The organism is Mesorhizobium sp. WSM4844 (assembly GCF_055811775.1).
This window is the reverse complement of the sequence record NZ_JBVVQB010000014.1, coordinates 1-26,369: the sequence shown is the minus strand read 5'-3', so window position 1 is coordinate 26,369 and position 26,369 is coordinate 1. Positions and strand designations below refer to the sequence as shown.

Sequence of the window (26,369 nt, the reverse complement as noted above, 5' to 3'; positions counted from 1 at the left end):
TCCCGGTCTTGTCCAGTGTCGCAGTCTTGTCCAGTGTCCCGTTCTTTTCCAATGTCCCGGGGCTCATCGGTTTGCAATCCTGTTTCCGGCCTGGTCGAAGAACAGCGGCGCCCGGTAGCGGATAATCACCCGGTCGCCCTTTTCCAATTGGATGTCGGGATCGGTCAGCGTCACCAGCTTTCTGCTTCCCACCGTCACATGCAGGTGGTTCTGGTCGCCCAGATGCTCGACCCAGTTAACAACGCCGTCGGCGGGGCCATTCGATGCCTTGCCGATCGACAGATGTTCTGTACGCGCGCCGATCGTTTTGGTTCCCGCCGGCATGTCGCCATCCGGCAGCAGGCCGGTCGGCAACAGATTGATTGCCGGCTGGCCGAGCCTTGCGGCGACATGAAGGTTTGCCGGCTCCGAGTAGATGGTGCGCGGCGTGCCGATCTGCGCCAGCACGCCGTCGGCAAGAATGCCGATGCGATCGGCCATCGTCATCGCTTCGATCTGGTCGTGCGTGACATAAAGCATGGTGGCGCCGACCTCGGCCTGGATGCGCTTCAGTTCGAGCCGGAGGTCGGCGCGCAGCTTGGCATCGAGCGACGACAGCGGCTCGTCCATCAGATAGATCGAGGGCTTGCGCACCAAAGCGCGCCCGATGGCGACGCGCTGCATCTCGCCGCCGGAAAGCTTGGTGGAGCGGCTGGAGAGCTTGTGATGGATGCGCACCATCCTGGCCACATCCTCGACGCGGCGGCGCACCGCGTCCTCGCTCAGCCGCCGCGCCGGCGAGCGCAGCGGAAAGGCCAGATTTTCGAAGACCGACAGATGCGGATAGAGCGAATATTGCTGGAAGACGAAGGCGGTGTCGCGCTCGGCCGGCGACAGCATTGTCGCATCGCGGCCGCCGATATGGATCGAGCCTGTTTCCGGCCGTTCCAATCCGGCGATAAGTCTGAGCGTCGTCGTCTTGCCGGCCCCAGTCGGGCCGAGCAGCACGACGAATTCGCCGTCGGCGACGTGCAGATCGAGAGTGTCCACGGCGACATGTTCGCCGAAGCTCTTGGTCACACCATTGATCTGCACGTCAGCCATGATGCGCTCTTCCCTGGGAAGCCCCGTCATGGATTGCGGTTCGCACCGCGCGGCCGGAGCCCTTCTCGAACAGCGACAGCCGTGCGCTGCTCAGCGCCAGGCCGACATGGTCGCCCGCATTGAGCCGGATTTCGGCCGGCACCCGCGCCTTGATGATGCCGCCGGATGTCTCCACCGCAACGATCTGCGTGCTGCCGAGATACTCGGTGCCATAGATGGCGCCGCGCAGCTTCGAAGCGTCGTCGAAGCGGATGTGTTCCGGTCGGATGCCGAGCGCCATTTCGGCCGGCGCGATGTCCTCCCGCACCTCCGGCACTGCCACTTTGGCGCCTTGCACCACAATCTCCCTGGCGCCCTTTGAAAGCCCGCCGCCAAAGCCGAGAAAATTCATCGGCGGCGAGCCGATGAAATCGGCGACGAACATGGTCGCCGGCCGGTCATAGATTTCGCGCGGCGTGCCGAACTGTTCGATGACGCCGTGGTTCATAACCGCGATCTTGTCGGCCATCGACATCGCTTCCATCTGGTCATGCGTGACATAGACCGTGGTGGCGTGGATGCGGTTGTGCAGTTCGCGCAGCTCATGCACCATGAGATCGCGGAATTCGGTGTCGAGCGTGCCGAGCGGCTCGTCCATCAGGAAGCATTTTGGCCGTCGCACGATGGCGCGGCCGAGCGCCACGCGCTGGCGGTCGCCGCCGGCAAGACCGGAAACCGACTTGTTGAGCAGATGGTCGATGCGCAACAGCTTCGCCGTCTCTTCGACGCGCCGGCGGATTTCGATGCCTGGCGTGCCTTGCGCCAGCAGCGGGAAGCCGATGTTCTTGCGCACATTCATATGCGGATAGAGCGCGAACAGCTGGAAGACAAAGGCGATGTCGCGCTCGCGGGCACGCCGCATGGTAACGTCCTCGCCACCGAGCAGGATCTTGCCGCCGGTCGGCAACTCCAGGCCGGCGATCATGCGCAGCGTCGTCGTCTTGCCGCAACCCGACGGCCCCAGCATGACGAAGAACTCTCCATCTCTAACGACGAAGTTGGAATCCTGCACGGCGACGAAATCGCCGAATGCCTTCCTCAGATGCTCGACCCTGATCTCCGCCATCGTCTACTCCGGAAACTTCGAGACGATGATGAACATCGCCGTGCCGGCCAGCATGGTGATGAAGGAATAGGTGTAGAGCGGCAGCGCGAACGGCTGGAACAGCATCAGGAAGCCAATGGCAATGATCGCTGTGGCGACGTTCTCCATCAGGCCGCGCCGGAACGCACGCGGCCAGCGCGACTTGCGTTTTGCGGGTTGGGTCAGGCTCATTTGCGCACCGCGCCGAAGGTGATGCCGCGCAGCAACTGCTTGCGGAGCAGGATGGTGAACACCAGGATCGGCACCAGGAAGATCGTCGTGCCTGCGGCGACCGCCGGCCAGTCCTGGCCGCCTTCGCCGATGATGGTCGGGATGAAGGGCGGTGCTGTCTGCGCCGTGCCCGAGGTCAGCAGTGCGGCGAAGGCATATTCGTTCCAGGCGAAGATCAGGCAGAAGATGGCGGTCGCGGCAATGCCGGTGGTCGCCTGCGGCAGCACGGTGCGCCAGAAGGCCTGCAGCCGCGTATATCCGTCGATCATCGCCGCTTCTTCGTACTCGCGCGGGATCTCGTCGATGAAGCCCTTCAGCAGCCACACGGCGAGCGACACATTGACCGCCGTATAGAGCAGGATCATGCCGAGCGCGGTGTCCGACAGGCCAATCTCGCGATACATCAGGTAGATGGGAATAGCGACCGCGATCGGCGGCATCATGCGCGTCGACAGGATGAAGAACAGCAGGTCGTCGGCCAGCGGCACCTTGAAGCGCGAGAAGCCATAGGCCGACAATGTGCCGAGGAACACCGCGCAAAAGGTCGAGCCGAAGGCGATGATCAGCGAATTGACGAAGCGCGGCATGAAATTGGACGGGCCGGCGATCACCATGTTGCGCTTGCGCACTGTCTCATCGCAGATGCCCGTCGCCGGTCCCAGCGCGTTGATGTATTCCGGTGTCTGCCGGGTGCGGGTCGAGAACAGATTGCAGTAGCCCTCGAGGCTCGGCTGGAACAGGATTTTTGGCGGATAGGCGATCGAGTCCGGCGGCGTCTTGAAGCTGGTGGCGAAGATCCACAACAGCGGCACGATCGAGATCAGCGCGTAAAGCACGATAATTGTGCCGGCGACGCGCTTCGAAATCGCGGAGGGTGCGACAACAGAATGGGCTGACGTCAGGCTCATCTCTGCTTCACCTTGTTGAGCGCCTTGACATAGATGTTGGCCAGCCCGAACACCGCAACGAACAGGATTATGGCGAAGGCCGAGGAATAGCCGGTCCGCCAGCTTTCGAAGGCCTGCCGCTTCAGCGTGATCGAGGCGACCTCGGTGGTCGATCCCGGTCCGCCGCCGGTCAGGAGGTTGACCATATCGAACATCTTGAAGTTCTCGATGCCGCGGAACAGTACCGCCAGCATGATGAAGGGCAGCGCCATCGGCAGCGTGATCGACCAGAACTGCCGCCAGTTGGAGGCGCGGTCGACCTCGGCAGCCTCATAGATGTATTCGGGGATCGAGCGCAGGCCGGCGAGACAGATCAGCATCACGTAAGGCGTCCACATCCAGCTGTCGACGATGACGATCGACCACGGCGCCAGCGACACGTTGGAGAGCATGCCGATCTGCGTTGCCGGAATGCCGGTGACGAACGAGATGGCATAGGCGAACAGGCCGATCTGCGGCTCGTAGAGGAAGCGCCAGAAATTGCCGACCACTGCCGGCGACAGCATCATCGGCACCAGAATGATGGTCGTCCAGAAGGCGTGGCCGCGAAACTTCCGATCGATCAGCCAGGCCAGGGTAAAACCGATCAGCGTTTGCAGCAGGATGGTCCAGAACACGAAATGCGCCGTCGTCTGCATGGCGATCCAGATGTCCTGGTCGCCGAGGATGCGCTTGTAGTTGGCAAGGCCGACGTTTCTGACCACCTCGTTGGGACGGTTGGCGCGGTAATTGGTGAAGGACAGATAGATCGCCCAGAACAGCGGGAAGATGTTGACGGCGAGCAGCAACAGGATCGTCGGCGAGATGAACAGCCAGGCGAGGCCCTTGTCGCTGATGCCTCGGACCTTGCGGGCCAACGGCTCAGGCGTAGCCCGGGCGACGCTGTCCGCAGTCCGATTGAGCATGGTCAGTCCCGCTTCGGTCACTTGGGTCGTCTCGACAGTGGAATTTATCTGAGCTGTGTCCCGTGCCAAGGGTGGCACGGGACACGCGGTCGTGGCTCGGGAGGAGCCGATTGGATACTGCCCCAACTACATCTTGCCGTCGTCCTGGAAGACCTCGGTCCAGTCCTTGACCAGGCCATCAAGTGCATCCTTGGCCGAACCCTGGCCTGCGACGACGTAATCATGGAAGCGCTTCTGCGACGCCTGCAGCAGTGGCGCATAGCTGGGCTCTGCCCAAAAATCCTTCACGATGGCCATGGAGTCGAGGAAGGTCTGCGCGTAAGGCTGGCTGGCTGGGAAGCCTGGATCCTTGACGACCGCGTTGAGGCAGGAAAAGCCGCCGAGCGACCACCATTTGGCCTGAACATCCTTGTTGGCGAACCACTTGATGTATTTGAGCGCAGCCTCCTGCTTGTCGGAGTAAGAGACCACCGAGATGCCCTGGCCGCCAAGCTGGGCGAATTGATCGCCGTCGGGCCCCTTGGGATTGGCGAAATAACCAATCTTGTCGCCGCCGACATTTTCGTCCTTCTGCAGGCCTGGCCAGGTAAAGGCGAAGTTCATGTGCATTGCCACCTGGCCGGATTTGAAGGCGTCGACGCCTTCGCCCATGTAGCTGTTGGAAGCCCCGGGAGGCGTGCAGCAGTCATAGAGCGCCTTGTAGAACTCAAGACCCTTCACCGATTTCTCGGAGTTGACGAAACCGTCCATCTCGTATGGCTTGTCGGGATTCTCATATTTGAAACCGAAGCTGTAGAGCCCGTCCATGGCGCCCATCGTGATGCCTTCGGAGCCGCGCTCGGTATAGATCGATGCGCCATAGACCGTCTTGCCGTCGATCTCGCGCTTCTGGAAAAACTCGGCGATCTGCTTCAGCTGGTCGAAGGTCGTCGGCGCTGCGAGATCCCAGCCGTACTTTTCCTTGAATTCCTTCTGCAGTTCCGGCTTGGAGAACCAGTCCTTGCGATAGGTCCAGCCGACGACGTCGCCCATGGCCGGCAGCGCCCAGTAATTCGGCGAGTTCTTGGGCCATTCGGAGTAGCCGACGACGGTCGCCGGCACGAAGTCGTCCATGCTGATCTTCTCCTTGTCGAAGAAGTCGTTCAGCTTGACGTAGTGGCCGTTCTCGGCCGAGCCGCCGATCCATTGGCTGTCGCCGATGATCAGGTCGCACAGCTTGCCCTTGGAATTCAGTTCGTTGAGGAAGCGATCGGCATAGTTGGTCCACGGCACGAATTCGAATTTCATGCCGATGCCGGTTTCCTTGGTGAAATCCTTGGACAATTCGACAAGCGCGTTGGCCGGGTCCCAGGCTGCCCAGCAAAGCGTCAGATCTTCAGCCTGCGCGACATTCGAAACGGCGGTCGACGCAAACATCGCCGATGTCAGTCCCAACGTCAGTTTCAAGGTCGATTTCATGCCTTCCTCCCATTTGCGAAACGCGCCCGGATGACGGTTTCAAAAACCTCAACCCCCTCCTCAGGGGTCTAAACATGACGACGCAGTTTAGCGGCGGATGTTTAGTAATTTGTTTAGTGATGCAATTTTTACTAAACAACGCAAGCGAATTCGTCGCTGCGCTGCAGCATAATTTGCTTGTATCTGGGCGGTGATCCTGGCCGCGCCGTTCTATTAGGAAATATCCGACTTCCTGTCGCTCCTCGGCCGCGTCATCGTCGGTGGCTTCCGCCTTTGACTATGGCGAGGGGTGGACCCGCTTTGAGTTGGTCCGTTGCCCGGTTGCGCGGCGACCGCCACCGCTGATATGCGGGGCGCGACCGACCTGCCGCGAGATTGGATGGATGCATCCCTGAAACAATGACCAGAAAACCCTTGCCAGAGCTTCCGGTCTCCGCCGTCCTGCCGGCGCTCGGTGAAGCGCTCGGCCATGGCAACAGTGCCGTGCTGGTGGCGCCGCCCGGCGCCGGCAAGACGACGCTGGTGCCGCTGGCGCTGCTCGATGCAGCTTGGCTCGGCACGGGGAAGATCATTCTGCTCGAGCCGCGCCGGCTCGCTGCCCGCGCAGCCGCCCGTCGCATGGCCGAACTGCTCGGCGAGGAGCCCGGCGAAACGGTCGGCTATGCCATGCGGATGGAGAACCGCACTTCTGCGAGGACCAGAATCCTTGTCGTCACCGAAGGCGTGCTGTCGCGGATGATCCTCGACGATCCGGAGTTGCCCGGTGTCTCGGCGGTATTCTTCGACGAGTTCCACGAGCGCTCGCTCGACGGCGATTTTGGTCTGGCGCTGGCGCTAGATGTGCAAGGTGCGCTGCGGACCGATTTGCGATTGCTGGTCATGTCGGCGACGCTCGACGGCGCGCGCGTCGCTCGGCTGCTTTCCGGCGCCCCGGTGATCGAGAGCGAAGGCCGCGCCTTTCCCGTCGACATCCGCTACGACGAGCGGCCGGCCGGCATCGCCATCGAGGACGCGATGGCCAAGGCAATCCGCGCGGCCCTTGCCGAGGAGAGCGGCAGCGTGCTCGCCTTTCTGCCCGGCCAGCGCGAGATCGAGCGCACCGCCGAGCGGCTGCAAGGCCGCGTCAGTGCCGACACCGACATCGTGCCGCTCTACGGCATGCTCGACAACAAGTCGCAGGACGCCGCGATCAAGCCGGCGCCGTCCGGCCGCCGCAAGGTGGTGCTGGCGACCTCGATAGCCGAGACCTCGATTACCATCGACGGCGTGCGCGTCGTCATCGATTCCGGCTTGTCGCGCCTGCCGCGCTACGAGCCGGCCAGCGGCCTGACGCGGCTGGAGACGGTGCGGGTCAGCAAAGCCTCCGCCGACCAGCGCACCGGCCGCGCCGGCCGCACGCAGCCCGGCGTCGCCGTCCGGTTGTGGCGGGCCGAGCAGACCGCGGCACTTCCCGCCTTCACGCCGCCGGAAATCCTCGAGGCGGACCTTTCCGGACTTCTGCTCGATTGCGCCGCCTTCGGTGTCGCCGACCCGTCGAGCCTCTGCTTCCTCGATCCGCCGCCGGCCCCGGCACTCAACGAGGCAAGGGCGCTGCTTCGCGCGCTCGACGCCATTGACGAGGCAGGGCGACTGACGCAATCGGGTGCTGCGATGCGCAGGCTGGCACTGCCTGTGCGGCTGGCTCACATGGTCGCCGAGGTGGCAAACACCGGCCGGGCGTTCGAAGCGGCCATGCTCGCCGTGCTGCTCACCGAGCGTGGCCTGGGCGGCGACGGCGCCGCCCTCGAACGGCGGCTGCTTCGGTTCCGATCCGAAAGATCGCCGCGCGCCACCGCCGCCCGGCAACTCGCCGAGCGGCTGGCGAAACAGGCTTCACCCTCCCCTTCGAGGGGGACCGAAGGACGGGCGAGACCCGTGGTTCGCCCCGGTATGTCGATCCGCGAAGCGGATCGGGGTGGGATTGGGTCGGGCACGCCATCGCCGACCCCACCCCGTCTCCCTCGCCTTGCTGGGCAAGGCTCACTCGCCGACCCTCCCCTCGGGGGGGAGGGCAGCGCCGGTGCTCTCCTCATTCATGCCTGGCCGGACCGCGTCGCCAGGGCGCGCGGAGAGCGCGGCCGTTTCGTGCTGGCCAACGGTTCAGGCGCCATGCTCGACGCCGCCGACCCGCTGGCGGGCGAAACCTGGCTTGTCGTCGCCGATCTGCAGGGCAAGGCGCAGAACGCCCGCATTACGGCAGCGGCGGCGATAGACGAAGCCGACATTCGCGCTTTGCTCGCCGATAAGATCGAGACAAACCGCGAAACCAGTTTCGACCGCGACAGGCGTGCGGTGCGTGTGCGTGAAACCGTTCGCCTCGGCGCCATCACCCTGTCCGAACGCATGCTGCCGGCGCCGGCCGGCATCGCCGCCGATCGCGCCATCCTTGACGCCCTGCGCCAACACGGGCTGTCGCTTTTGCCGTGGGGCAAGGAGGCCGAAACGCTGCGCCAACGGCTCGGCTGGCTGCATCGCGGGCTTGGCGCGCCCTGGCCAGATGTTTCCGATGCGGCGCTCATCGACCGCCTCGACGACTGGCTGCTGCCCTTCCTTTCCGGCGCGGCGTCCTTTGCCGCGATCGATCCGGGCGTGCTTTCGGCCGGCCTCATGGCATTGGTGCCGCACGATCTGCAGCGCCGGATCGAGGCGCTGGCGCCGACCCATTTCGACCCTCCATCCGGCAGCCGCGTGCCGATCCGCTATGACGGTGAATGGCCGGTGCTGGCGATCCGCGTCCAGGAGCTGTTCGGTCTCGACCTGCATCCCTCAATCGCCAACGGCGCGGTGCCGCTGACGCTCGAGCTATTGTCACCGGCGCACCGACCGATCCAGACGACGCGTGACTTACCCGGTTTCTGGCGTGGCTCCTGGGCCGATGTGCGAGCCGAGATGCGTGGCCGCTATCCCCGGCATGTCTGGCCGGAGAACCCGCTTCTCGCCACCGCCACCAGCCGCGCCAAACCGCGGGGGACCTAGCCTTTCTCCTTTTCCGGCTATAATCCTTGGCCATGATAAACATCCTGCGGGCGCCCGACTTCCAGCAAAGCCAGCGGCTGCGTCTCAACACGCTGATCAGGCTGCGCTGGCTTGCCATTGTTGGCCAGAGTCTGACCGTCCTTGTCGTTGCCTACGGGCTGAAATTCCCGCTGCCGGTCAGTCTCTGCTTCGCGCTGATCGCCTGTTCGGCCTGGATGAACCTGCTGCTGACCTTCCGTTATCCGGCGGCGCATCGGCTGACCCCGCTGCAGGCTTTCGCCATCCTGACCATCGACAGCCTGCAGCTTGCCGGTCTGCTCTACCTGACCGGCGGCCTCACCAACCCGTTTTCAGTGCTGGTCACCGTGCCCGTGGTCATCTCGGCGACGTCGCTGCCGCTGCGCCTGACCGCCATCCTCGGCGCGCTGGTGATGGTGACGGCGAGCCTGCTGGTGTTCTTCCATCTGCCGCTGCCCTGGTACGAGGGCGCGCCGCTGGAGATGCCGTTCATTTACGTCGCCGGCATGTGGATGGCGGTGTTTTCCTCGATCGCCTTCACCGCGATCTACGCCTTCCGCGTGGCCGAGGAAGCCCGGCTGCTCGCCAACGCGCTTGCCGCCACCGAGCTGGTGCTGCAGCGCGAACAGCATTTGTCGGCGCTGGACGGCCTTGCCGCTGCCGCCGCGCATGAGCTCGGCACGCCGCTCGCCACCATCACGCTTGTTGCCAAGGAGATGGAGAAGGCGCTCCGCAATGACCCGAAATACGGCGAGGACGTGACGCTGCTGCGCTCGCAGAGCGAGCGTTGCCGCGAGATCCTCAAACGCCTGACCAGCCTGTCCTCCGAGGGCGAGGCGCATCTCTCCCGCCTGCCGCTGACCTCGCTGGTCGAGGAGATGACCGCCCCGCACCGCGATTTCGGCATCTCGATCAAGCTTCTCCCCGGCGAGCGCATCGGCCCCGAACCGGTGGGACGGCGCAATCCCGGCGTCATCTACGGCCTCGGCAATCTGGTCGAGAACGCCGTCGATTTTGCCCGCAAGAGCGTCACCGTGCGCTGGAGCTGGAACGAGGCAACGGTCACCTTCTCGATCACCGACGACGGGCCGGGCTTTCCTCCCGAAATCATCGATCGCATCGGCGAGCCCTATATGTCGACACGCCAGGGCACCGAGGCCGGCGGCGGCCTCGGACTGGGGCTGTTCATCGCCAAGACCCTGCTTGAACGCTCGGGCGCCACGCTCGATTTCCGCAATTCAAACGAGCCGGGCGAGGGCGCCGTCGTGCGGATATCGTGGCCGCGCAGCGTCTTTCTCAATCCTGAATCGGCTTCGGCCACCATGTTTGACACGGCTTGAATTGGACAATAGCGCTCCAAAACTATATCTGCGTAAAATTCGGGCAGCAGGAATGTCAAGACGATGAATGGCGACGAAACGATTGGCGCAATGGTTGAGGGCGAGGACACCTCGCTGCTGATCGTCGACGACGACAGGCCATTCCTCACGCGCCTTGCCCGCGCCATGGAGACCAGGGGTTTCGTGGTCGAGACGGCCGAGAGCGTCGAGGAGGCTGTGGCCAAGGCGCGCGCCAATCCGCCAGCCTACGCGGTGGTCGACATGCGGCTCGCCGACGGCAACGGCCTCGATGTCGTCGCCGCCATCCGCGAGAAGCGCGACGACGCCCGCGCCGTCATCCTCACCGGATACGGCAACATCGCCACCGCCGTTACGGCGGTGAAGCTGGGGGCCATCGACTATCTGTCGAAACCGGCAGATGCCGACGAGGTTTTCGCGGCTCTTACCCGCACTGCGGGCGAACGCGCCGCACCGCCTGAAAACCCGATGTCGGCCGATCGCGTGCGCTGGGAGCACATCCAGCGCGTCTACGAAATGTGCGACCGCAACGTCTCCGAGACGGCCCGCCGTCTCAACATGCATCGCCGCACGCTGCAGCGGATACTCGCCAAACGAGCGCCGCGCTAACGCCTGACCTCTTTGCGCGCGCCAAGGTCGCGTGGCACTGTAACATCGGCGGTTGCGCATCATCGCACAGGGTGATGTTGTCCCTGCCGGCTGGTAGGCGACACGACGGAGACGACATGCAGGACCAGAAGCCGCGGCCGACCTCCATCTTTCGCGAATTCCTGGCCAGCGAGGCGGCAGGCGGCATCGTCCTGATGGCAGCCGCGGCATTGGCGCTGGTCGTCGCCAATTCGCCGCTGGCCGAAACCTATTTCGATGCCCTTCACGCCTATCTGGGACCGCTCAGCGTATCGCACTGGATCAATGACGGCCTGATGGCGGTGTTTTTCCTGCTGGTCGGCCTGGAGATCAAGCGCGAGATGCTGGACGGCCAGCTCTCGACCTGGCCGCGCCGCGCTCTGCCCGGCATCGCCGCTGCCGGCGGCATGCTGGTGCCGGCACTTGTCTATGTCGCCATCAACCGCGACAATCCAGCCGCCCTGTCCGGCTGGGCGATCCCGACCGCCACCGACATCGCCTTTGCGCTTGGCGTGCTGTCGCTGCTCGGCAGCCGCGTGCCGGGGTCGCTGAAGGTCTTCCTCACCGCGCTCGCCATCATCGACGACCTTGGCGCCGTCATCATCATCGCGATGTTCTACACGAGCGGCCTGTCGCTCGCCTATCTCGGCGCCGCCTTCGCCGTCATCGCTCTGCTCGTCGTGCTCAACCGCATGAAGGTGCTGACACTGCGGCCCTATCTCCTGCTTGGTGTCGTCCTGTGGGTGCTGGTGCTGAAATCAGGCGTCCACGCCACGCTCGCCGGCGTGGCGCTGGCCCTGACCATACCTTTGAAGATCACCCCCGGCTTCAGTCAGGATTCAGACCATTCCCCGCTGCACCGGCTCGAGCACGGCCTGCACAGGATAGTGCCGTTTGTCGTCATCCCGATCTTCGGCTTTGCCAATGCCGGTGTTTCGCTTGCTGGCCTCAGCGCAGCCGCCCTGGTCGAGCCGCTGACGCTGGGCGTCGCCGCCGGCCTCGTCGCCGGCAAGCTGGTCGGCGTGTTCGGTTCTTGTGCGCTTGCCATCCGGCTCGGCCTCGCCGATCTGCCAGTCAATGCCGGCTGGCTGCACATGGTCGGCATTTCGCTGCTCTGCGGCATCGGCTTCACCATGAGCCTGTTCATCGGCCTGCTCGCCTTCGCCAGCGATGTCGAGCTCAAGGACGCGGTGAAAGTCGGCATCCTCGCCGGCTCCTTCATCGCCGCCATCCTCGGCGCCGCCGTGCTGCTGTTGGCGCCGGCGGCGAATGGGATGGATGAGGACGAAGAGTAGCCGACGAACGTCGCGCCGCCCCTCATTGCCCTGCCGGGCATTTCTTCCCGTATAGAGACGGGGAGAAAGACGCCTTCGCAAAGGATTTCGCCAATTTCCAGCGTTGCAAGAAAGGACGCCAAGGTCGCGGCCAGATCCCTTCTCCCCGTCACTGTACCGGGAGAAGGTGCCGGCAGGCGGATGTGGGGCAGCTCGAAGGGTCAAGGAAGAGCACAAACGTTCCAGCTACTCGCTCTCGCCCTCCAGCGCCGGCACCGCCACGCCGGCAAGTTCCGCCGCCAGCAGCCGCGCTGCTCCGGCCCGCGCGATCCTCAGCATCAGCGCCTTGCGCGTTGCCGCCGCCATGCGGTGCTCGGGCGCATCGCGCAGGATTTCGGCGCCGTAGCCGTCGGAAAGGATAAAACCGCATTCCTGCGGAAAGATCTCCAAGGGCACGCCGGGATGGGTGGCGAAGAAGAACCGATCGGAGTGCAGCCGGTAATCCGGCCATTTGCGGTCGACCCTAAAATCCTCGATCGAGGATTTGATCTCGATGATCCAGATGTCGCCCTGGCGGGTCAGCGCGACGAGGTCGGCGCGGCGCCCGGTCGCCAGCGACAGTTCCGGCAGCACATGCGCGCCCATCTCCCTGAGCAGCCGCTGCACGCCGCGCCGAACCAGCATCGCGCGTTCCGACTGGCGGCCATCGATCAGGGGATTGAGAGGAATCGGCGAGATAATTGGCATGGCGGCATCATGCCAGACTTTGTTCACGGTTTGAACCCGTTTTCTGGGAGGCACTCAAAGGCGCGCTTGAAATGTGGTTTTCGCGTGAAATCCTGGTTCCCAAACGGACACCGCAAGTTCCAAACATTAGCTATATGAGATACTGTGCAAATGCGGGTAGCTCTAGGGAGTGTGGATGATGAACGCGGACGAGATGCAGGCGGTAGCCGACACCCTGATGCGGGTCGTGACGCCTGACATGGCACCCAAGCAATTGATCAAAGCGGCCAGGAAGGAACACCCGAACGCGTCAAAGACGGACATCGCCCGTGCGGCCTTCTTCTCGATCATCGCCAACGCCGAAGAAGACCACGGCAAGGCAAGGAACCTGCAGGCATTCGCCATAGCCGAGCGTGTCGATGGTACTTCTTGATCGGCACTGTAGCTGGATCAATCATCGACCCTCCGCCGATAACGATGCATGGCCAAACCCAACCTGCAAAACGGCTGGCATTCCGGGTCTCGCCACGGCATAGCGGTTCAATGATTGAGCGACGTGGCTTGGTGCCTTTGCAGTTGGAACTGGCGTTGGTTCGCTTGGCGGCTTGATCGGGCTTGGCGGTGCAGAATTTCGCCGTTCCTGATCGGTCTGTTTCGGTTTGCCGCCCTTGAAGCCGTGATCTTGAACAAGGCCGCCAGCCTGGCTGTCGTCGCCGCATTGATCGTTGCCGGGATCATTGCTGGGTTTGCCGTCGGCGTCGTGGCATCCCTGCTCGGCGTGGCAGGCGGTGAACTGCTCGTCCCGACGCTTGTGCTTCTGTTCGGTGCCGACATCAAGCTGGCGGGCTCTCTATCGCTGGCAGTAAGCCTGGCGACGATGCTCGTCGGCTTCACCCGCTACAGCCGCGACCAGAGCTTTTCGGTCATCGGCAGGAACAAGGCGTTCTTGCTGGCCATGGCTGGCGGTTCGATTGTCGGGACATATATCGGCGGGCAGTTGCTTGGCGTGGTCCCCGAGCAAATCCTGCTCCCACTGCTGGCGGCAATTCTGGTGATCTCAGCCTACAAGATCTGGCGGCACGAATAGCACCACCTAGCCTAGCCGCGCAACCTTCACACCTGTGCGGGAACGACTTTGTCAGATGGCAAAACCGCCCCCGCAATATCGTCCAGGATCGGGCAGTCCGGCCGGTCATCGCCGTGGCAGGCATGGATCAGCTTCTGCAGGGTCGAGCGCATCGACTGCAATTCGCGCACCTTCTCCTCGATTGCCGTCACATGCGCGGCGGCGATCTCGCGCACGTCATGGCTGGCGCGGCTGCGGTCCTGGTAGAGCGCCATCAGCTGGCGGCAGTCGTCGATGGAAAAGCCGAGATTGCGCGCGCGGCGCAGAAACGTCAGCCGGTGGATGTCGTCGCCCGAATAGTCGCGGTAGCCGTTGCCGGCCCGCGCCGGACGGATCAGGCCGATCTCCTCATAGTAGCGAATGGTCTTGGCCGGCAGGCCGGAACGCTGGGCGGCATCTCCGACATTCATGATTGGTTCCCTAACTTCCGGCGGCCTGGCGGACCGCCCCATTGAATTTCCTACATAATCTTATGAGTGCCGTTGCCGAAAAGCCACAGCTGCGGACTTACCGGCATGTAAGCCCCTGCATATAGGCATCGCCCGCTTGGCAAGCAAAGCAAATGCCAGCATGAATGATGGCGACAAGGCGGCCGTCTCGTGCCGCTATCTTTCGGGCGGGGCATCGGACCTTTTCATGCGCATGAAGTCATTCGCAATCGTCGCCGCACTTGCGCTGTCGACGGCTATTGCTGGTTGCAGCACCATCGGCTCGCAGATATTCACCAACAACTATGGCCCGATGACCGATGCGGGCTATCAACTGCCGCGCATTCCGATCGAAAAGGTGCCGTTCAAGTACCGCCGGCAGATCGTGAGCTACGACACCGGTGAAAAGCCGGGCACCATCGTCGTCGATACGCAGAACAAGTTCCTCTATTATGTCATGGGCGGCGGCGAGGCGATGCGTTACGGCATCGGCGTCGGCCGCGAGGGTTTTGAATGGCGCGGCACCGCCCGCATCGCGGCGAAGCGCGAATGGCCGACCTGGACGCCGCCATCGGCGATGATCAAGCGCCAGCCGGAACTCGCCAAATTTGCCGGCGGCATGGATCCCGGATTGACCAACCCGCTCGGCGCGCGCGCCCTGTATCTATTCAACAAGGGCGGCGATTCAGGCTACCGCCTGCATGGCAGCCCGGAGTGGAACTCGATCGGCAAGGCGATGTCGTCGGGCTGCATCCGGCTGATGAACCAGGACATCATCGACCTTTACGACCGCACCTCCGTCGGCGCCAAGGTCATCGTTCTCTAGAACTCATACGCGGACCGTCTAGGCAACAACTGACGTCCCAAAGCAAAAAACCGGGCAATTTGGCCCGGTTTTTTGTGTCGCGCGAAGGGCGAATTGACGTCCTTTGATCTTAAGAGACCTGTTCGACCTGCTGCACCTCGGGCACAAAATGCCGGAGCAGGTTCTGGATGCCGTGCTTCAGCGTCGCCGTCGACGACGGGCAGCCGGCGCAGGCGCCCTTCATGTGCAGGAACACGGTGCCGTTCTCGAAGCCGCGGAAGGTGATGTCGCCACCGTCCTGGGCGACGGCCGGACGCACCCGCGTGTCGAGCAGTTCCTTGATGGTGATGACCAGTTCCTCGTCGGCCTTGTCGTAGAATTCGCCGGTCTGGCTGGTCTCGGCGGCGGGGCCGGCCCTGGCCATGACCGGCGCGCCGGACATGAAGTGCTCCATGATGGCGCCGAGGATCGCCGGCTTCAGATGCTGCCAGTCGGGGCCGTCCTTGGTCACGGTGACGAAATCATAGCCGAAGAAGACGCCGGTCACGCCGGGGATCTCGAACAGCCGGCCGGCCAGCGGCGAAGCCGCGGCAGCGCTGTCGGCATCGCGGAAATCGGCGGTGCCTTCGACAAGCACTTCCTTGCCGGGCAGGAACTTCAATGTCGCCGGATTTGGCGTCGATTCGGTCTGGATGAACATGGACGTCTCCGAGCCCGTTCGGGCATATAGTTTGGAATAATTCTAAATAGGCCTTATCGGCAGGACATTCAAGCGAAAGCCATCGCCGGAACGGCCGCCCGAGAGAATGAATTTTCGTCTACAGCGCCGCGCGTCCTTATTGGACGTGCAAGGGCTGTAGCACTTCGATTTTTGCGCTGGCCAGGGATTTTGCGCCAAGGTGTGTTGAGATTCAGGTCAGGCCGGGCCGAAAATGACGGTTTCCGAGAACCGGAGCGGAGCGTACTTTTGGGTACGCGCATGACTCCGAAATCGAATTTGATTTCGGAAGGTCATGCGCAAAATCAGAGTTCTAGAGCGTCCTTTGCGCGCCCAACAAGGCGCGCGGCGCTGTAGTAAGCACAGGAAGCCGCCGTTTGCAGGCCGGCCTCACCTGAATATCAGCACACCTTAGGCCAGGCTGTCGATTTCTTCGTCTGACAGGTTCTGCGGCACCACTGTCACCGGGATCGGGAAGGCGGCGCCCTTGCCGGCGACCGCGCCGACCAGCGGGCCCGGCCCTTCCTTGCCGGCGCCGGCGGCCAGCACGAGGATGGCGATATCCTGGTCCTCCTCGATCAATTTGTGGATCTCTTCCGTCGGCTTGCCTTCGCGCACCACCAGTTCCGGCTCGATGCCGAGCTTCTGGCGCACCTTGTTGGCATAGCTGTCAAGTGCGGCGCGCGCGGTGGCGGTGGCCTCCTCGCGCATGATCTTCTCGACACCCAGCCAATGCTGGAAATCGTCCGGCTCGATCACATAGAGCAGCACCAGCACGCCGCTGGTGCTCTGCGCGCGCTTCGAGGCGTAGACGACGGCCCGTTCGCATTCGGGCGTGTCGTCGATGATCGCCAAAAACTTGCGGCGATGGCCGGCTTCGCGGCTGAGGCGTTTGGAGACCATATTCTACCTCAAATAGTTTCGGTCGCAATCTGCCACCGCCACGGCCCGGCCGCAAGCGACCGGCGGATGTAGCGATATTGGCTGCAGATTAACCCTGCAGCAGGCCGATGATGTCGCGCACGGTCTTCATCGTCGCCTCGGCCAGCAGGCCGGCCCGCTCGCCGCCATCCCTGAGCACCGCGTCGACATAGGCGCGGTCGTCGGAAATGCGGCGCATTTCGCCGGCGACCGGCGCCAGCTTTTCCACGGCAAGGTCGGCCAGCGCCGGCTTGAACACCGAAAACTGCTGGCCGCCGAACTCTTTCAGCACTGCCTCCTTCGATATCTCGGCGAGACCCGCATAGATGCCGACCAGGTTTTCGGCTTCCGGCCGGCCGGCCAGGCCGTCCAATTCGCCAGGCAACGCCTCCGGGTCGGTCTTGGCCTTGCGGATCTTCTTCGAGATGCTGTCGGCATCGTCGGTCAGATTGATGCGCGACAGGTCCGACGGATCCGACTTCGACATTTTCTTCGAGCCGTCGCGTAGCGACATGATACGCGCCGCCGGTCCGCCGATGATCGGTTCGGTCAGCGGGAAATAACCGTTCACGGTCTCCTCGCCGACCTTCATCTCGACGCCGACGCCAAGGCCGGCGATGCGGTCCGAAAAGTCGTTGTTGAATTTTTGCGCAATGTCGCGTGTCAGCTCCAGATGCTGCTTCTGGTCATCGCCGACCGGCACATGGGTGGCGCGGTAGACAAGGATGTCGGCCGCCATCAGGCTCGGATAAGCGAGCAGCCCAAGCGAGGCGTTCTCGCGATCCTTGCCGGCCTTGTCCTTGAACTGCGTCATCCGGTTCATCCAGCCGATGCGGGCCACGCAGTTGAAGATCCAGGCAAGCTCGGCGTGCTGCATGACCCGCGACTGGTTGAAGACGATGTGCTTTTTCGGGTCGATGCCGGAGGCGAGAAACGCCGCGGTGATCGCGCGCGTCTGGTCCTTGAGATCCTCATGGACAAGCTGCGCGGTCAGCGAATGCAGGTCGACGACGCAATAGATGCAATCGGAGGTGTCCTGCAGGGCAACGAATTTCTTGATGGCGCCGAGATAGTTGCCGAGGTGCAGATTGCCGGTCGGCTGGACGCCGGAAAAAACGAGGGGCTTGAAGGCGGTCATATGTCCTCATGGCTTGTGGAGGGCCGTTTCGCGCGCGGCGAAAGTCTTTCGACGGCGCGCTTATGGACGAGAGCGGGGAGCGGATCAAGGGGCTGTAGGCGATCGCAGCAGAGCGATTGCTTCAGGTCGGATTGCTTGTTCGATGTTGTTGGCGCCTATAGCGCCTGTCTCGGCTTGACAGGTCGGCGCTGCCCCTCATTGCCCTGCCGGGCATTTCTCCCCGTATAGTGACGGGGAGAAAGACCCGTCGTCGACGGTTTCGCCAACGACAGGCGTTGCAGGACGAGCGCCGAGGGGCAGCCAGCTTCTTTCTCCCCGTAAACGGGGAGAAATGCCCGGCAGGGCAATGAGGGGCGGTATGATAGGAGCATATTCTGCAAACGATCTGACGAGAAATGGATGACCATCTCAAACGAGAAAGCTTTGGAGCGCCGGCATGGCCGCGAGACGCCGCTGGAGACAGCGGCGCGGCTTCGGGCCGAATTCGGGATCGAACTTAGCAAGCAGGCACGTAAGCCGCTGCCGCGCCCGGTCTATGACGAATTGTCCGGCGAAGACTGATGCTTGTCGACGGGGTCGCTGCGGTTAGGTTTACGGATCTGGAGACTATTCCCTGGTGGAAGGGGAGCCCTTCCGCCTGATACTGCGCCGGATCATGCCGAAATCCGCCCCCCCGATGGCGAAGGCGGTGACGAAATAAAGAAGCGCCCCGCCGGCGACGAGCCCAAGCAGCGTTGCAGTCTTGACCACCAGCGGCGAGCCGGAAGCGAGGCTGGCGGCAAACCAGTGTTCGGCAAAATACAACGCCGCCGCCATCACCGCCGCCGACACCATCAGCCGTGGGATGCGTCTCATGAGCGGCACGTCGCGGCCCCAATGGCCGCGCCGGATCAGCACGCCGAGCAGCATCAACGCATTGACCCAGCCGGCGACGGCCGAAGCGACGGCGATGCCCGGCGCGCCCATCTGCGGAAACAGCGTCAGCGCGGTGGTGATGTTCACCGCCACCGAGATCGCGGCGAAGATCATCGGCGTGCGCGTGTCCTCGCGAGCGAAATAGCCGGGGGTGAACGCCTTGATCAGCACGAAGGCCGGCAGCCCTAAGCCGAAGATCGCCAGGATCGCCGCCACGATCGGCGTCGAGTTGTTTGCGGCAAACGCGCCGCGTTCGTAGACCAGCCCGACGATCGGCTCCGCCATGACCAGCAGTGCCGCCGCCGCCGGCAAGGTCAGGAACAGCGTGAACTCCACCGACCGGTTCTGCAGATTGGCCGCCTCGATCAGATTGCCCGACTTCAGCGCCCGCGACAGTTCGGGCAGAAGCACTATGGCGACGGCGATGCCGACGACGCCGAGCGGCAGCTGATAGATGCGATCGGCATAGGCGAGCGACGACACCGCGCTGTCCTGCGCCGAGGCGATTGCGGTGCCGACCAGCTGGTTGATCTGGGTGATGCCGCCGGTGATCGCCGCCGGCAGCGCCAGGATCAGCAGCCGCTTGACATTGGGCGTCATCCTTGGCCGGCGAAAGCCGATCGAGATGCCGGCATGGCGCACCGCCACCCAGACGATCGCCAGTTGCACCAGCCCCGCCGCCAGCACGCCCCAGGCCAGTGCGAAGCCAACGGTGCGCGCGTCCGATCCCTTGTGCCAGGCATAGGCGAGCACGCCGATGAGGATGACGTTCAGGAACACCGGCGCCACCGCGGCGGCGAAATAGCGGCGCAGCGAATTCAGCATGCCGGCCATCATGGCGCCGAGCGACATGCAGATCAGATAGGGAAACATGATGGTCGCGAGCCGGACCGTCATCTCGAACTTTCCCGGCGAGTCGGCAAAGCCCGGCGCCACCAGGTAGCGCACGATCAGCGGCATCGCCAGTTCCATGGCGATGGTCAGCGCCAGCAGCGCCGTGAACAGCACACCGAACACCTCTTCGGAAAAGCGCTTGGCGCCATCGGTGCCGTGGGTTTCGATCTCCTTGGCGAACAGCGGCACGAAGGCGGCGTTGAAGGCGCCTTCGGCAAACAGCCGGCGGAAGGTGTTGGGAAACTGGAAGGCGGCGTTGAAGGCGTCGGCGATCGGCCCGGTGCCGAGCGCGGCCGCCATCAGCATCTCGCGGCCGAAGCCGAGGGCGCGGCTCATCAGCGTGCCGGAAGCGACCGTTGCGAACTTTTTGACAAGGCTCATGCGTCTGGAGACTGCCTGCAGGATTGGGACAAATGAGTGGTGGCGGTCACTCGGCCGCAGCCTTGGCCTTGCCGCCGCGCTCGGGCACGGTGCCTTCGAGGACGGCGATCAGCCTGTTTTTGATGGCGGCCATGCGGGTCGGGCTGTCGATCTTCTGGCCGGTGAGATCGGTGACATAGAAGGTGTCGATGACCTTTTCGCCGAAGGTGGTGATGTGTGCCGAGGCGATGTCGAGCGACAAGTCGGACAACGCCCCGGTGATCTCGGACAGCAGGCCCGGCCGATCCAGCCCCTCGACCTCGATCACCGAGAACCGGTTCGACAGCGTGTTGCGGATTTCGGCGCGCGGCTGGATGCGGAAGACCTTGGCGCCGCGCCGCGGCTTGGTGCGCTTCTCGATCATCTCCGGCAGCCAGCTCTTGCCCGACAGCACGTCCTCGATCAGCCGGCCGACGCGTTCGGCACGGCGGCGTTCGTCCTCGTCGCGGTCGAATTCCCTCGAGATCAGGATGGTGTCCAGCGCGCGGCCGTCGGAGGTGGTGAAGATCTGCGCATCGACGATGTTGCCGCCGGCCGCCACACAGGCGCCGGCAATGACCGACAGCAGGCGGGGATGGTCCTGCGCCAGCACGGTGATCTCGGTCACCGCCTCGAACTGGTGGGTCTTGATCATCGTGGCGAGCTTCTTGCCCGCCGCATCCGCCTCGCGGATGAATTCGGCGTGGCGAAGCTGGTCGGCGAGATCGACCGCCAGCAGATAATTCTCATAGTGCTTGGCGACATAGCGCTTGCGCGCCTTTTCCGGCCAATCGGCGAGCGCCTCGGCCAGCTTTTCGCGGGCGGCCGCGGTGCGCATCGCACGCGACACTTCCGAAAACCCGCCGGTCAACAGCAGTTCGGTTTCGTAGTAGAGCGTGCGCAGCAACTGACCCTTCCAGCCGTTCCAGACGCCAGGCCCGACGCCTCTGATATCGCAGACGGTCAGGACGAGCAGCAGCTTCAGCCGTTCAACCGACTGCACGATCGCGGAAAAGTCCTCGATCGTCTTGCGGTCGTTGAGGTCGCGGGTCTGCGCGGTCATCGACATGACGAGATGGTTCTCGACCAGCCAGGCGACCGTTTCGGTGTCGGCCGCCGACAGCCCCATATGCGGGCAGATCCGCCGCGCGATCCGGGCGCCAGCTTCGGAATGGTCCTCCGGCCGGCCCTTGGCGATATCGTGCAGCAGCACCGCGGCATAGAGCGCCTCGCGGCTTTTCTTCAGCCCCGGCATCAGCGAGTGGGCAAGCGGGTGGACCTTTTCACCGTCGCCGCGCTCGATCTCGGCCAGCACGCCGATGCAGCGGATCAGGTGCTCGTCCACCGTATAGTGGTGGTACAGCGAGAACTGCATCATGGCGACGATCTTGCCGAAATCCGGGATCAGCTTTGCCAGCAGTCCCGCCTCGTTCATGCGCCTGAGATTGAGTTCGGCGTTGCGGTCCGACGTCAATATGTCGAGGAACAGCCGGTTGGCTTCCTCGTCGCGCCTGAGCGCCTTGCCGACGAGGCCGAGCGAACGGGTCAGCAGCTTCAGCGCATCGGGGTGAAATTCCAGCCCGTGCTTGTCGGCGAACCAGAACAGCCTCAAGAGATTGACCGGATCGCGCTCGAACACCAGGTCGTCGGCGATGTTGATGCGATGGTTGTCGATAATGAAATCGGACGTGCCGGCAAGCTTGCGCTTGCGGCGCGAGAAGGTGAGGAAGATGCGGTTGAAGCCCGGCACATGCTTGGCCTGCTCTTCCTCTAGCGCCGCGCAGAAGATGCGGGTCAGATCGCCGACGTCCTTGGCGACGAGGAAGTAGTGCTTCATGAAGCGCTCGACCGCCGACAGGCCCGGATGTGTGGTGTAGCCCAGCCGCTCGGCGATCTCGCGCTGGATGTCGAAATGCAGCCGTTCCTCGGCCTTGCCGGTGAGGAAATGCATGTGGCAGCGCACCGCCCACAGGAAGTCCTCGGCCTTCTGGAATTCCCGGTATTCGGTGCCGGTGAAGACGCCCTTGTCGACCAGTTCCTCGCCGGTGCGGACCCGGTAGAAATACTTGCCGATCCAGAACAGCGTCTGCAGGTCGCGCAGGCCGCCCTTGCCGTCCTTGACGTTGGGTTCGACCAGATAGCGGCTTTCGCCGGCCTTGGCATGACGCTCGTCGCGTTCGGCAAGCTTGGCCTGCACATATTCGGGTCCGGTCGTGCGCACCACCTCGCGGTCGAAGCGCTGCAAGAGCTCGTCATAGAGCTTCTGCTCGCCCCACAGGAAACGCGCCTCCAGGATCGAGGTGCGGATGGTGATGTCGGTGCGCGACTGCCGCAGGCATTCGTCGATGTTGCGGGTGGCGTGGCCGACCTTCAGCCCCAGGTCCCACAGCACGTAGAGCATGTATTCGACGATCTGCTCGCCCCATGGCGTCTGCTTGTAGGGCAGCAGGAAGAGCAGATCGATATCGGATCCCGGCGCCAGCGTGCCGCGGCCATAGCCGCCGACCGCGACGACGGCCATGCGTTCGGCCGATGACGGGTTCTTGACGCGATAGACGTGGGTGGTGGCGAACTCGTAGAGCGCGCGGATGATTTCGTCCATGAGATGCGACAGCCGGGCGGCGCAGGCAGTGCCGCTGCCGTCGTCCATCAGCATGCGTTCGGCGATGCTGCGGCCGACGGCCAGCCTGCCTTTGAGAAGCTGGAGAACACCAGTTCGCGCAGCCTTGCCGGAGCCGTCGCCTGCCGTGGCCTCAGTCAGCGCAGTCATCTCGCGGCGCAAGGCTTCGCCGTCGATCAGTTCGTCGAGCTTTAGAGAGATTCTTGCCATAAGTGCCGTTCGGCCTCGCCGTTTTGGCGGCGTCTATAGCGCGTTTTCGCGGCGCTGGGTATGGGGCGGACAGAAAGGCTCTCCACGGGAGTCGAAACCGGATGATCGCCTCCTGCCGCACTTGATAGATGGTCTTGCTGGACGATGTTGCCAAGCCCGGAAGTGGCGGCGGCCATAAGCATGGAAGCGGTTTGGGTCAGGCAGTCCGGCATGCACCACGGCACCAAAGGTCGAAATTGGCCCTTGACCTTCCAGTCACTGGAAGCACTACCTCTGTTGCAAGTTCGAGACAGAGCGGTCTTTCCGCATTGACGCATTCCGACCACGACCAGCGGTTGCTGCTCGCCGAAAGCTGCTCCGTCCGTCGCCGACGCGGTCATTCGCGACCCGGTCTGCGGCATGACCGTCGATCCGGCCGCCGGCAAGCCGACCGCCGAGCATGGCGGCCATCGCTATCATTTCTGCAGCGAGCGCTGCCGTTCGAGGTTCACGGCCGAGCCGGAAAACTACATTGCCGCCACCGATCCGGTCTGCGGCATGCGTGTCGAGCGTGCCGCCGCGAAGCACTTTTCCCGGCATGAAGGCCAGGGCTTCTATTTCTGCTCGGCCGGTTGCAAGGTGAAGTTCGAGGCGGAGCCGGCAAAGTATCTTGGCGACAGGCCGGAGCAGCAGGCGATGCCGAAAGGCACGCAATACACCTGTCCGATGCATCCAGAAATCGTCCGCGACAAGTCAGGCGCTGCCCGATCTGCGGGATGGCGCTGGAACTGATGGGCGTGCCGGCCGGCGACGAGGGCCCGAACCCGGAACTGGTCGATTTCTGGCGCGCATCGTCGCGCTCGTCGCCAAGGCTCAGCGTTCGCGCGCGCCGATCCAGGACTTGGCCGACCGCGTCTCCTTCTATTTCGTCCCGGCCGTCGTCGTGGTTGCGATCGTTGCGTTCATCGCCTGGGCGAACTTCGGGCCGCAACCCAGCCTGATCTTTGCCATCGTCTCGGCGGTCTCGGTGCTGATCATCGCCTGTCCTTGCGCACTGGGGCTTGCCACGCCGATGTCGATCATGACCGCCACAGGGCGCGGCGCGCATGCCGGCGTGCTGATCAAGGACGCCGAGGCGCTCGAGCGCTTTGCCTCGGTCGACACGCTGATCGTCGACAAGACCGGTACATTGACCGAAGGCCGGCCGAGATTGACCGACGTCGTCGCTGCCGAGGGTAGGGCGGACGATGATCTGCTGGCCCTTGCCGCCGGCCTCGAAAAGGGCTCGGAGCATCCGCTGGCCGAGGCGATCGTCGAAGGCGCCCGGGAACGCGGGGTAAAGATTCCCGACGCCGGCGGTTTCAGGCGGTCAGCGGCAAGGGCGTTTCCGGCACGGTGTCGGGACAGAGGGTGGCGCTCGGCAACGCCGCGATAATGGCCGCTCTCGGCATCGAAATCGCATCCGTCTCGACCAGCGCCGAGGCGCTGCAGGCCGAGGGCAAGACCGCGATGTTCGTCGCCGTCGGCAACAAACTGGCCGGCATCGTCGCCGTCGCCGACCCGATCAAGGCGACGACATCAGAGGCGATCAAGGCGCTGCACGAGCGCGGCCTGAAGATCATCATGGCGACCGGCGACAACGAACGCACGGCGAAGGCCATCGCAAGCAAACTCGGCATCGACGAGGTGCGTGCCGGCCTGCTGCCGGAACAGAAGAGCGCGCTGGTCGAGGAGTTGCGCGCCAGCGGCGGCGGCGTCGCCATGGCCGGCGACGGCGTCAACGACGCGCCGGCGCTGGCCGCCGCCGATGTCGGCATCGCCATGGGCACCCGCGCCGATGTCGCGGTCGAAAGCGCCGGGATCACGCTGGTCAAGGGCGATCTCAACGGCATCGTTCGGGCCCGCACGCTCGCCCAAGCGACGATCCGCAACATCCGCCAGAACCTGTTCTTCGCCTTCCTCTACAACGTGCTGGCGTGCCGATCGCCGCCGGCGTGCTCTATCCGCTCACCGGCACGCTGTTGTCGCCGATGCTGGCGGCAGCGGCTATGAGCCTGTCCTCGGTTTCGGTGATCACCAACGCGTTGCGGCTCAGGGCGTTGAAACTCTGAGCCAAGTTCCCAGATAGGAACTCGTTCAAAAAGGAGATCATGAATGACGTTGGCCAAGAAGATCGTGCTGTTGCTGATGGCGGCCGGAATGCTGCTTGCCGTTTTCCTGGAAAGCATTCCGTCGCAAGCCCAGGAGACGAAACACGACATGGGGGCGCACGACATGGCAGCGATGGGCGCGCAGGGCGCCTCGACCGACAGCTACAAGGCGGCGATGGACAAGATGCACACCGCGATGATGGCGATCGAATATTCCGGCAATGCCGATGTCGATTTCGCCCGCGGCATGATCCCGCATCACCAGGCGGCTATCGACATGGCCAAGGTCGAGCTTGCCAATGGCAAGGATCCGGAAATGCGCAAGCTGGCCGAAGCGGTGATCGCGGCGCAGGAAGCCGAGATCAAGCAGATGCAGGATTGGCTGGCCGCCCATCCGGTGAAGTAGCATCAGCCATCGGGCCTCGACTGGAGCACGCCATGCCGTCAACGATAAGAACCACGACATTGCCCTCGGGCGAAGCCGTTCCGGTGCTGGGTCAAGGCACCTGGAAAATGGGCGAGGACGCCCGCCGCCATGCCGATGAGGTCAATGCCCTGAAGCTTGGGCTGGATCTCGGCATGACGCTGATCGACACCGCCGAAATGTATGCCAGCGGCGGCGCCGAGAAAGTGGTGGCGGATGCTATTGCCGGGCGCCGCGACGAGGTGTTCCTGGTCTCCAAGGTGCTGCCGTCCAACGCCTCGCGCACCGGCGTGCCGGCTGCCTGCGAGGCAAGCCTCAGGCATCTGCGCACCGACCGCATCGATCTCTATCTGCTGCACTGGCCCGGCAGCGTGCCGCTGGCGGAAACGGTCGAGGCCTTCGAAGCGTTGAAAAAAGCCGGCAAGATCCGCCATTGGGGCGTCAGCAATTTTGACACTCATGAGATGGAGGAACTGGTCAGCCTGCCGGCCGGCGACGGCGTCCAGACCAACCAGATCCTCTACAATCTGTCCCAGCGCGGCCCCGAATTCGACCTTGCGCCCTGGAGCCGGCAGCGCGGCATTCCGCTGATGGCCTATTCGCCGGTCGACCAGGGCGTATTGGCGCGCAACGCCAGCCTCGAAGCCATCGCCGCCCGCCACGATGCGACGCCGGCTCAGCTGGCGCTGGCCTGGGTGATGGCACAGGACGGCCTCATCGCCATTCCAAAGGCCAGCAAGCAGGAGCATATCCGCCAGAATGTCGCGGCGCTCGACATCGAGCTTACGCGTGAGGATTTCACCGAAATCGACCGCGCCTTCCCGCCGCCGAGGCGCAAGCAGGGCCTGCAGATGATTTGAGGGATGGGAGCGGGGAA

The 26,369-nt window shown here is 63.7% G+C and carries 22 protein-coding genes and 2 pseudogenes; 11 read left to right on the top strand and 13 right to left on the bottom strand.

Annotated features, from left to right (window positions below; genetic code table 11):
* Positions 1-63 precede the first annotated feature (63 nt).
* From AC0L2A_RS13825 to AC0L2A_RS13800, 6 genes are all read right to left on the bottom strand, one after another.
* Positions 64-1,083, bottom strand: coding sequence for an ABC transporter ATP-binding protein (locus tag AC0L2A_RS13825; RefSeq protein WP_473609264.1), 1,020 nt, complete (start codon positions 1,081-1,083; stop codon positions 64-66).
* Positions 1,076-2,188: an ABC transporter ATP-binding protein gene (locus tag AC0L2A_RS13820; protein WP_473609263.1), complete on the bottom strand. Its 1,113-nt coding sequence runs from the start codon at positions 2,186-2,188 to the stop codon at positions 1,076-1,078. The genes AC0L2A_RS13825 and AC0L2A_RS13820 overlap by 8 nt, the downstream gene beginning before the upstream one ends.
* Before the next feature lie 3 nt (positions 2,189-2,191).
* Complete coding sequence (locus tag AC0L2A_RS13815; protein WP_091592832.1) at positions 2,192-2,398, bottom strand: hypothetical protein; 207 nt, start codon at positions 2,396-2,398, stop codon at positions 2,192-2,194.
* The gene (locus AC0L2A_RS13810; protein WP_128183364.1) at positions 2,395-3,345 is read right to left on the bottom strand and encodes a carbohydrate ABC transporter permease; all 951 of its coding nucleotides are present in this window, start codon (positions 3,343-3,345) and stop codon (positions 2,395-2,397) included. Before AC0L2A_RS13810 ends, AC0L2A_RS13815 begins: the two co-directional genes overlap by 4 nt.
* Positions 3,342-4,289 carry a carbohydrate ABC transporter permease gene (locus AC0L2A_RS13805; RefSeq protein WP_473609289.1) on the bottom strand — a complete coding sequence of 316 codons (948 nt, stop codon included), beginning with the start codon at positions 4,287-4,289 and terminating at the stop codon, positions 3,342-3,344. The genes AC0L2A_RS13810 and AC0L2A_RS13805 overlap by 4 nt, the downstream gene beginning before the upstream one ends.
* A gap of 126 nt (positions 4,290-4,415) precedes the next feature.
* Positions 4,416-5,747: an ABC transporter substrate-binding protein gene (locus AC0L2A_RS13800; RefSeq protein WP_023796720.1), complete on the bottom strand. Its 1,332-nt coding sequence runs from the start codon at positions 5,745-5,747 to the stop codon at positions 4,416-4,418.
* A gap of 399 nt (positions 5,748-6,146) precedes the next feature.
* Here AC0L2A_RS13800 and hrpB point away from each other — a divergent pair, with 399 nt between their 5' ends.
* From hrpB to nhaA, 4 genes are all read left to right on the top strand, one after another.
* Positions 6,147-8,762 (top strand): ATP-dependent helicase HrpB, encoded by a 2,616-nt coding sequence (hrpB, locus tag AC0L2A_RS13795; RefSeq protein WP_473609262.1) that lies wholly within the window; start codon positions 6,147-6,149, stop codon positions 8,760-8,762.
* Positions 8,763-8,794: 32 nt separating this feature from the next.
* Positions 8,795-10,120 carry an ActS/PrrB/RegB family redox-sensitive histidine kinase gene (locus tag AC0L2A_RS13790; protein ID WP_023796718.1) on the top strand — a complete coding sequence of 442 codons (1,326 nt, stop codon included), beginning with the start codon at positions 8,795-8,797 and terminating at the stop codon, positions 10,118-10,120.
* Between the two features lie 63 nt (positions 10,121-10,183).
* On the top strand, positions 10,184-10,747 hold the full coding sequence (locus AC0L2A_RS13785) for an ActR/PrrA/RegA family redox response regulator transcription factor (RefSeq protein ID WP_023796717.1): 564 nt from the start codon (positions 10,184-10,186) through the stop codon (positions 10,745-10,747).
* A gap of 116 nt (positions 10,748-10,863) precedes the next feature.
* Positions 10,864-12,060, top strand: coding sequence for a Na+/H+ antiporter NhaA (nhaA, locus tag AC0L2A_RS13780; RefSeq protein WP_473609260.1), 1,197 nt, complete (start codon positions 10,864-10,866; stop codon positions 12,058-12,060).
* 225 nt (positions 12,061-12,285) lie between these two features.
* Here nhaA and AC0L2A_RS13775 read toward each other — a convergent pair whose 3' ends face one another.
* Positions 12,286-12,786, bottom strand: coding sequence for an MmcB family DNA repair protein (locus AC0L2A_RS13775; RefSeq protein WP_287214037.1), 501 nt, complete (start codon positions 12,784-12,786; stop codon positions 12,286-12,288).
* A gap of 178 nt (positions 12,787-12,964) precedes the next feature.
* Here AC0L2A_RS13775 and AC0L2A_RS13770 point away from each other — a divergent pair, with 178 nt between their 5' ends.
* Positions 12,965-13,198 (top strand): hypothetical protein, encoded by a 234-nt coding sequence (locus AC0L2A_RS13770; protein ID WP_473609288.1) that lies wholly within the window; start codon positions 12,965-12,967, stop codon positions 13,196-13,198.
* Positions 13,199-13,370: 172 nt separating this feature from the next.
* Positions 13,371-13,852 (top strand): annotated as a pseudogene (locus AC0L2A_RS13765) (TSUP family transporter).
* Positions 13,853-13,878: 26 nt separating this feature from the next.
* Here AC0L2A_RS13765 and cueR read toward each other — a convergent pair.
* Positions 13,879-14,301: a Cu(I)-responsive transcriptional regulator gene (cueR, locus tag AC0L2A_RS13760; protein ID WP_287361657.1), complete on the bottom strand. Its 423-nt coding sequence runs from the start codon at positions 14,299-14,301 to the stop codon at positions 13,879-13,881.
* 226 nt (positions 14,302-14,527) lie between these two features.
* Between cueR and AC0L2A_RS13755 the strand changes: the two genes are divergently transcribed.
* Positions 14,528-15,145 (top strand): L,D-transpeptidase, encoded by a 618-nt coding sequence (locus AC0L2A_RS13755; RefSeq protein ID WP_027151583.1) that lies wholly within the window; start codon positions 14,528-14,530, stop codon positions 15,143-15,145.
* A 109-nt stretch (positions 15,146-15,254) separates the two neighbouring features.
* On the opposite strand, the gene AC0L2A_RS13750 is transcribed toward AC0L2A_RS13755, so the two are convergent.
* The 3 genes from AC0L2A_RS13750 to trpS all read right to left on the bottom strand — a co-directional run bounded on the left by AC0L2A_RS13750 (position 15,255) and on the right by trpS (position 17,901).
* On the bottom strand, positions 15,255-15,824 hold the full coding sequence (locus AC0L2A_RS13750; protein ID WP_023796710.1) for a NifU family protein: 570 nt from the start codon (positions 15,822-15,824) through the stop codon (positions 15,255-15,257).
* Between the two features lie 429 nt (positions 15,825-16,253).
* Complete coding sequence (locus AC0L2A_RS13745) at positions 16,254-16,745, bottom strand: universal stress protein (protein ID WP_023796709.1); 492 nt, start codon at positions 16,743-16,745, stop codon at positions 16,254-16,256.
* Between the two features lie 88 nt (positions 16,746-16,833).
* Positions 16,834-17,901 carry a tryptophan--tRNA ligase gene (gene trpS, locus AC0L2A_RS13740; protein WP_128183356.1) on the bottom strand — a complete coding sequence of 356 codons (1,068 nt, stop codon included), beginning with the start codon at positions 17,899-17,901 and terminating at the stop codon, positions 16,834-16,836.
* A 399-nt stretch (positions 17,902-18,300) separates the two neighbouring features.
* Here trpS and AC0L2A_RS13735 point away from each other — a divergent pair, with 399 nt between their 5' ends.
* Positions 18,301-18,462 carry a hypothetical protein gene (locus tag AC0L2A_RS13735; protein ID WP_236392065.1) on the top strand — a complete coding sequence of 54 codons (162 nt, stop codon included), beginning with the start codon at positions 18,301-18,303 and terminating at the stop codon, positions 18,460-18,462.
* 45 nt (positions 18,463-18,507) lie between these two features.
* Here the strand turns inward: AC0L2A_RS13735 and murJ are convergent, their stop codons facing one another.
* On the bottom strand, positions 18,508-20,091 hold the full coding sequence (gene murJ / locus AC0L2A_RS13730; protein WP_473609258.1) for a murein biosynthesis integral membrane protein MurJ: 1,584 nt from the start codon (positions 20,089-20,091) through the stop codon (positions 18,508-18,510).
* A gap of 46 nt (positions 20,092-20,137) precedes the next feature.
* Positions 20,138-22,939, bottom strand: a complete 2,802-nt coding sequence (locus AC0L2A_RS13725; RefSeq protein ID WP_473609257.1) for a [protein-PII] uridylyltransferase — start codon at positions 22,937-22,939, stop codon at positions 20,138-20,140.
* A 315-nt stretch (positions 22,940-23,254) separates the two neighbouring features.
* Here AC0L2A_RS13725 and AC0L2A_RS13720 point away from each other — a divergent pair.
* From AC0L2A_RS13720 to AC0L2A_RS13710, 3 genes and pseudogenes are all read left to right on the top strand, one after another.
* Positions 23,255-25,029 (top strand): annotated as a pseudogene (locus tag AC0L2A_RS13720) (heavy metal translocating P-type ATPase).
* Positions 25,030-25,072: 43 nt separating this feature from the next.
* Positions 25,073-25,474 carry a CopM family metallochaperone gene (gene copM, locus AC0L2A_RS13715; protein ID WP_473609256.1) on the top strand — a complete coding sequence of 134 codons (402 nt, stop codon included), beginning with the start codon at positions 25,073-25,075 and terminating at the stop codon, positions 25,472-25,474.
* A 32-nt stretch (positions 25,475-25,506) separates the two neighbouring features.
* Positions 25,507-26,352 (top strand): aldo/keto reductase, encoded by an 846-nt coding sequence (locus tag AC0L2A_RS13710; RefSeq protein WP_473609254.1) that lies wholly within the window; start codon positions 25,507-25,509, stop codon positions 26,350-26,352.
* Positions 26,353-26,369 lie beyond the last annotated feature (17 nt).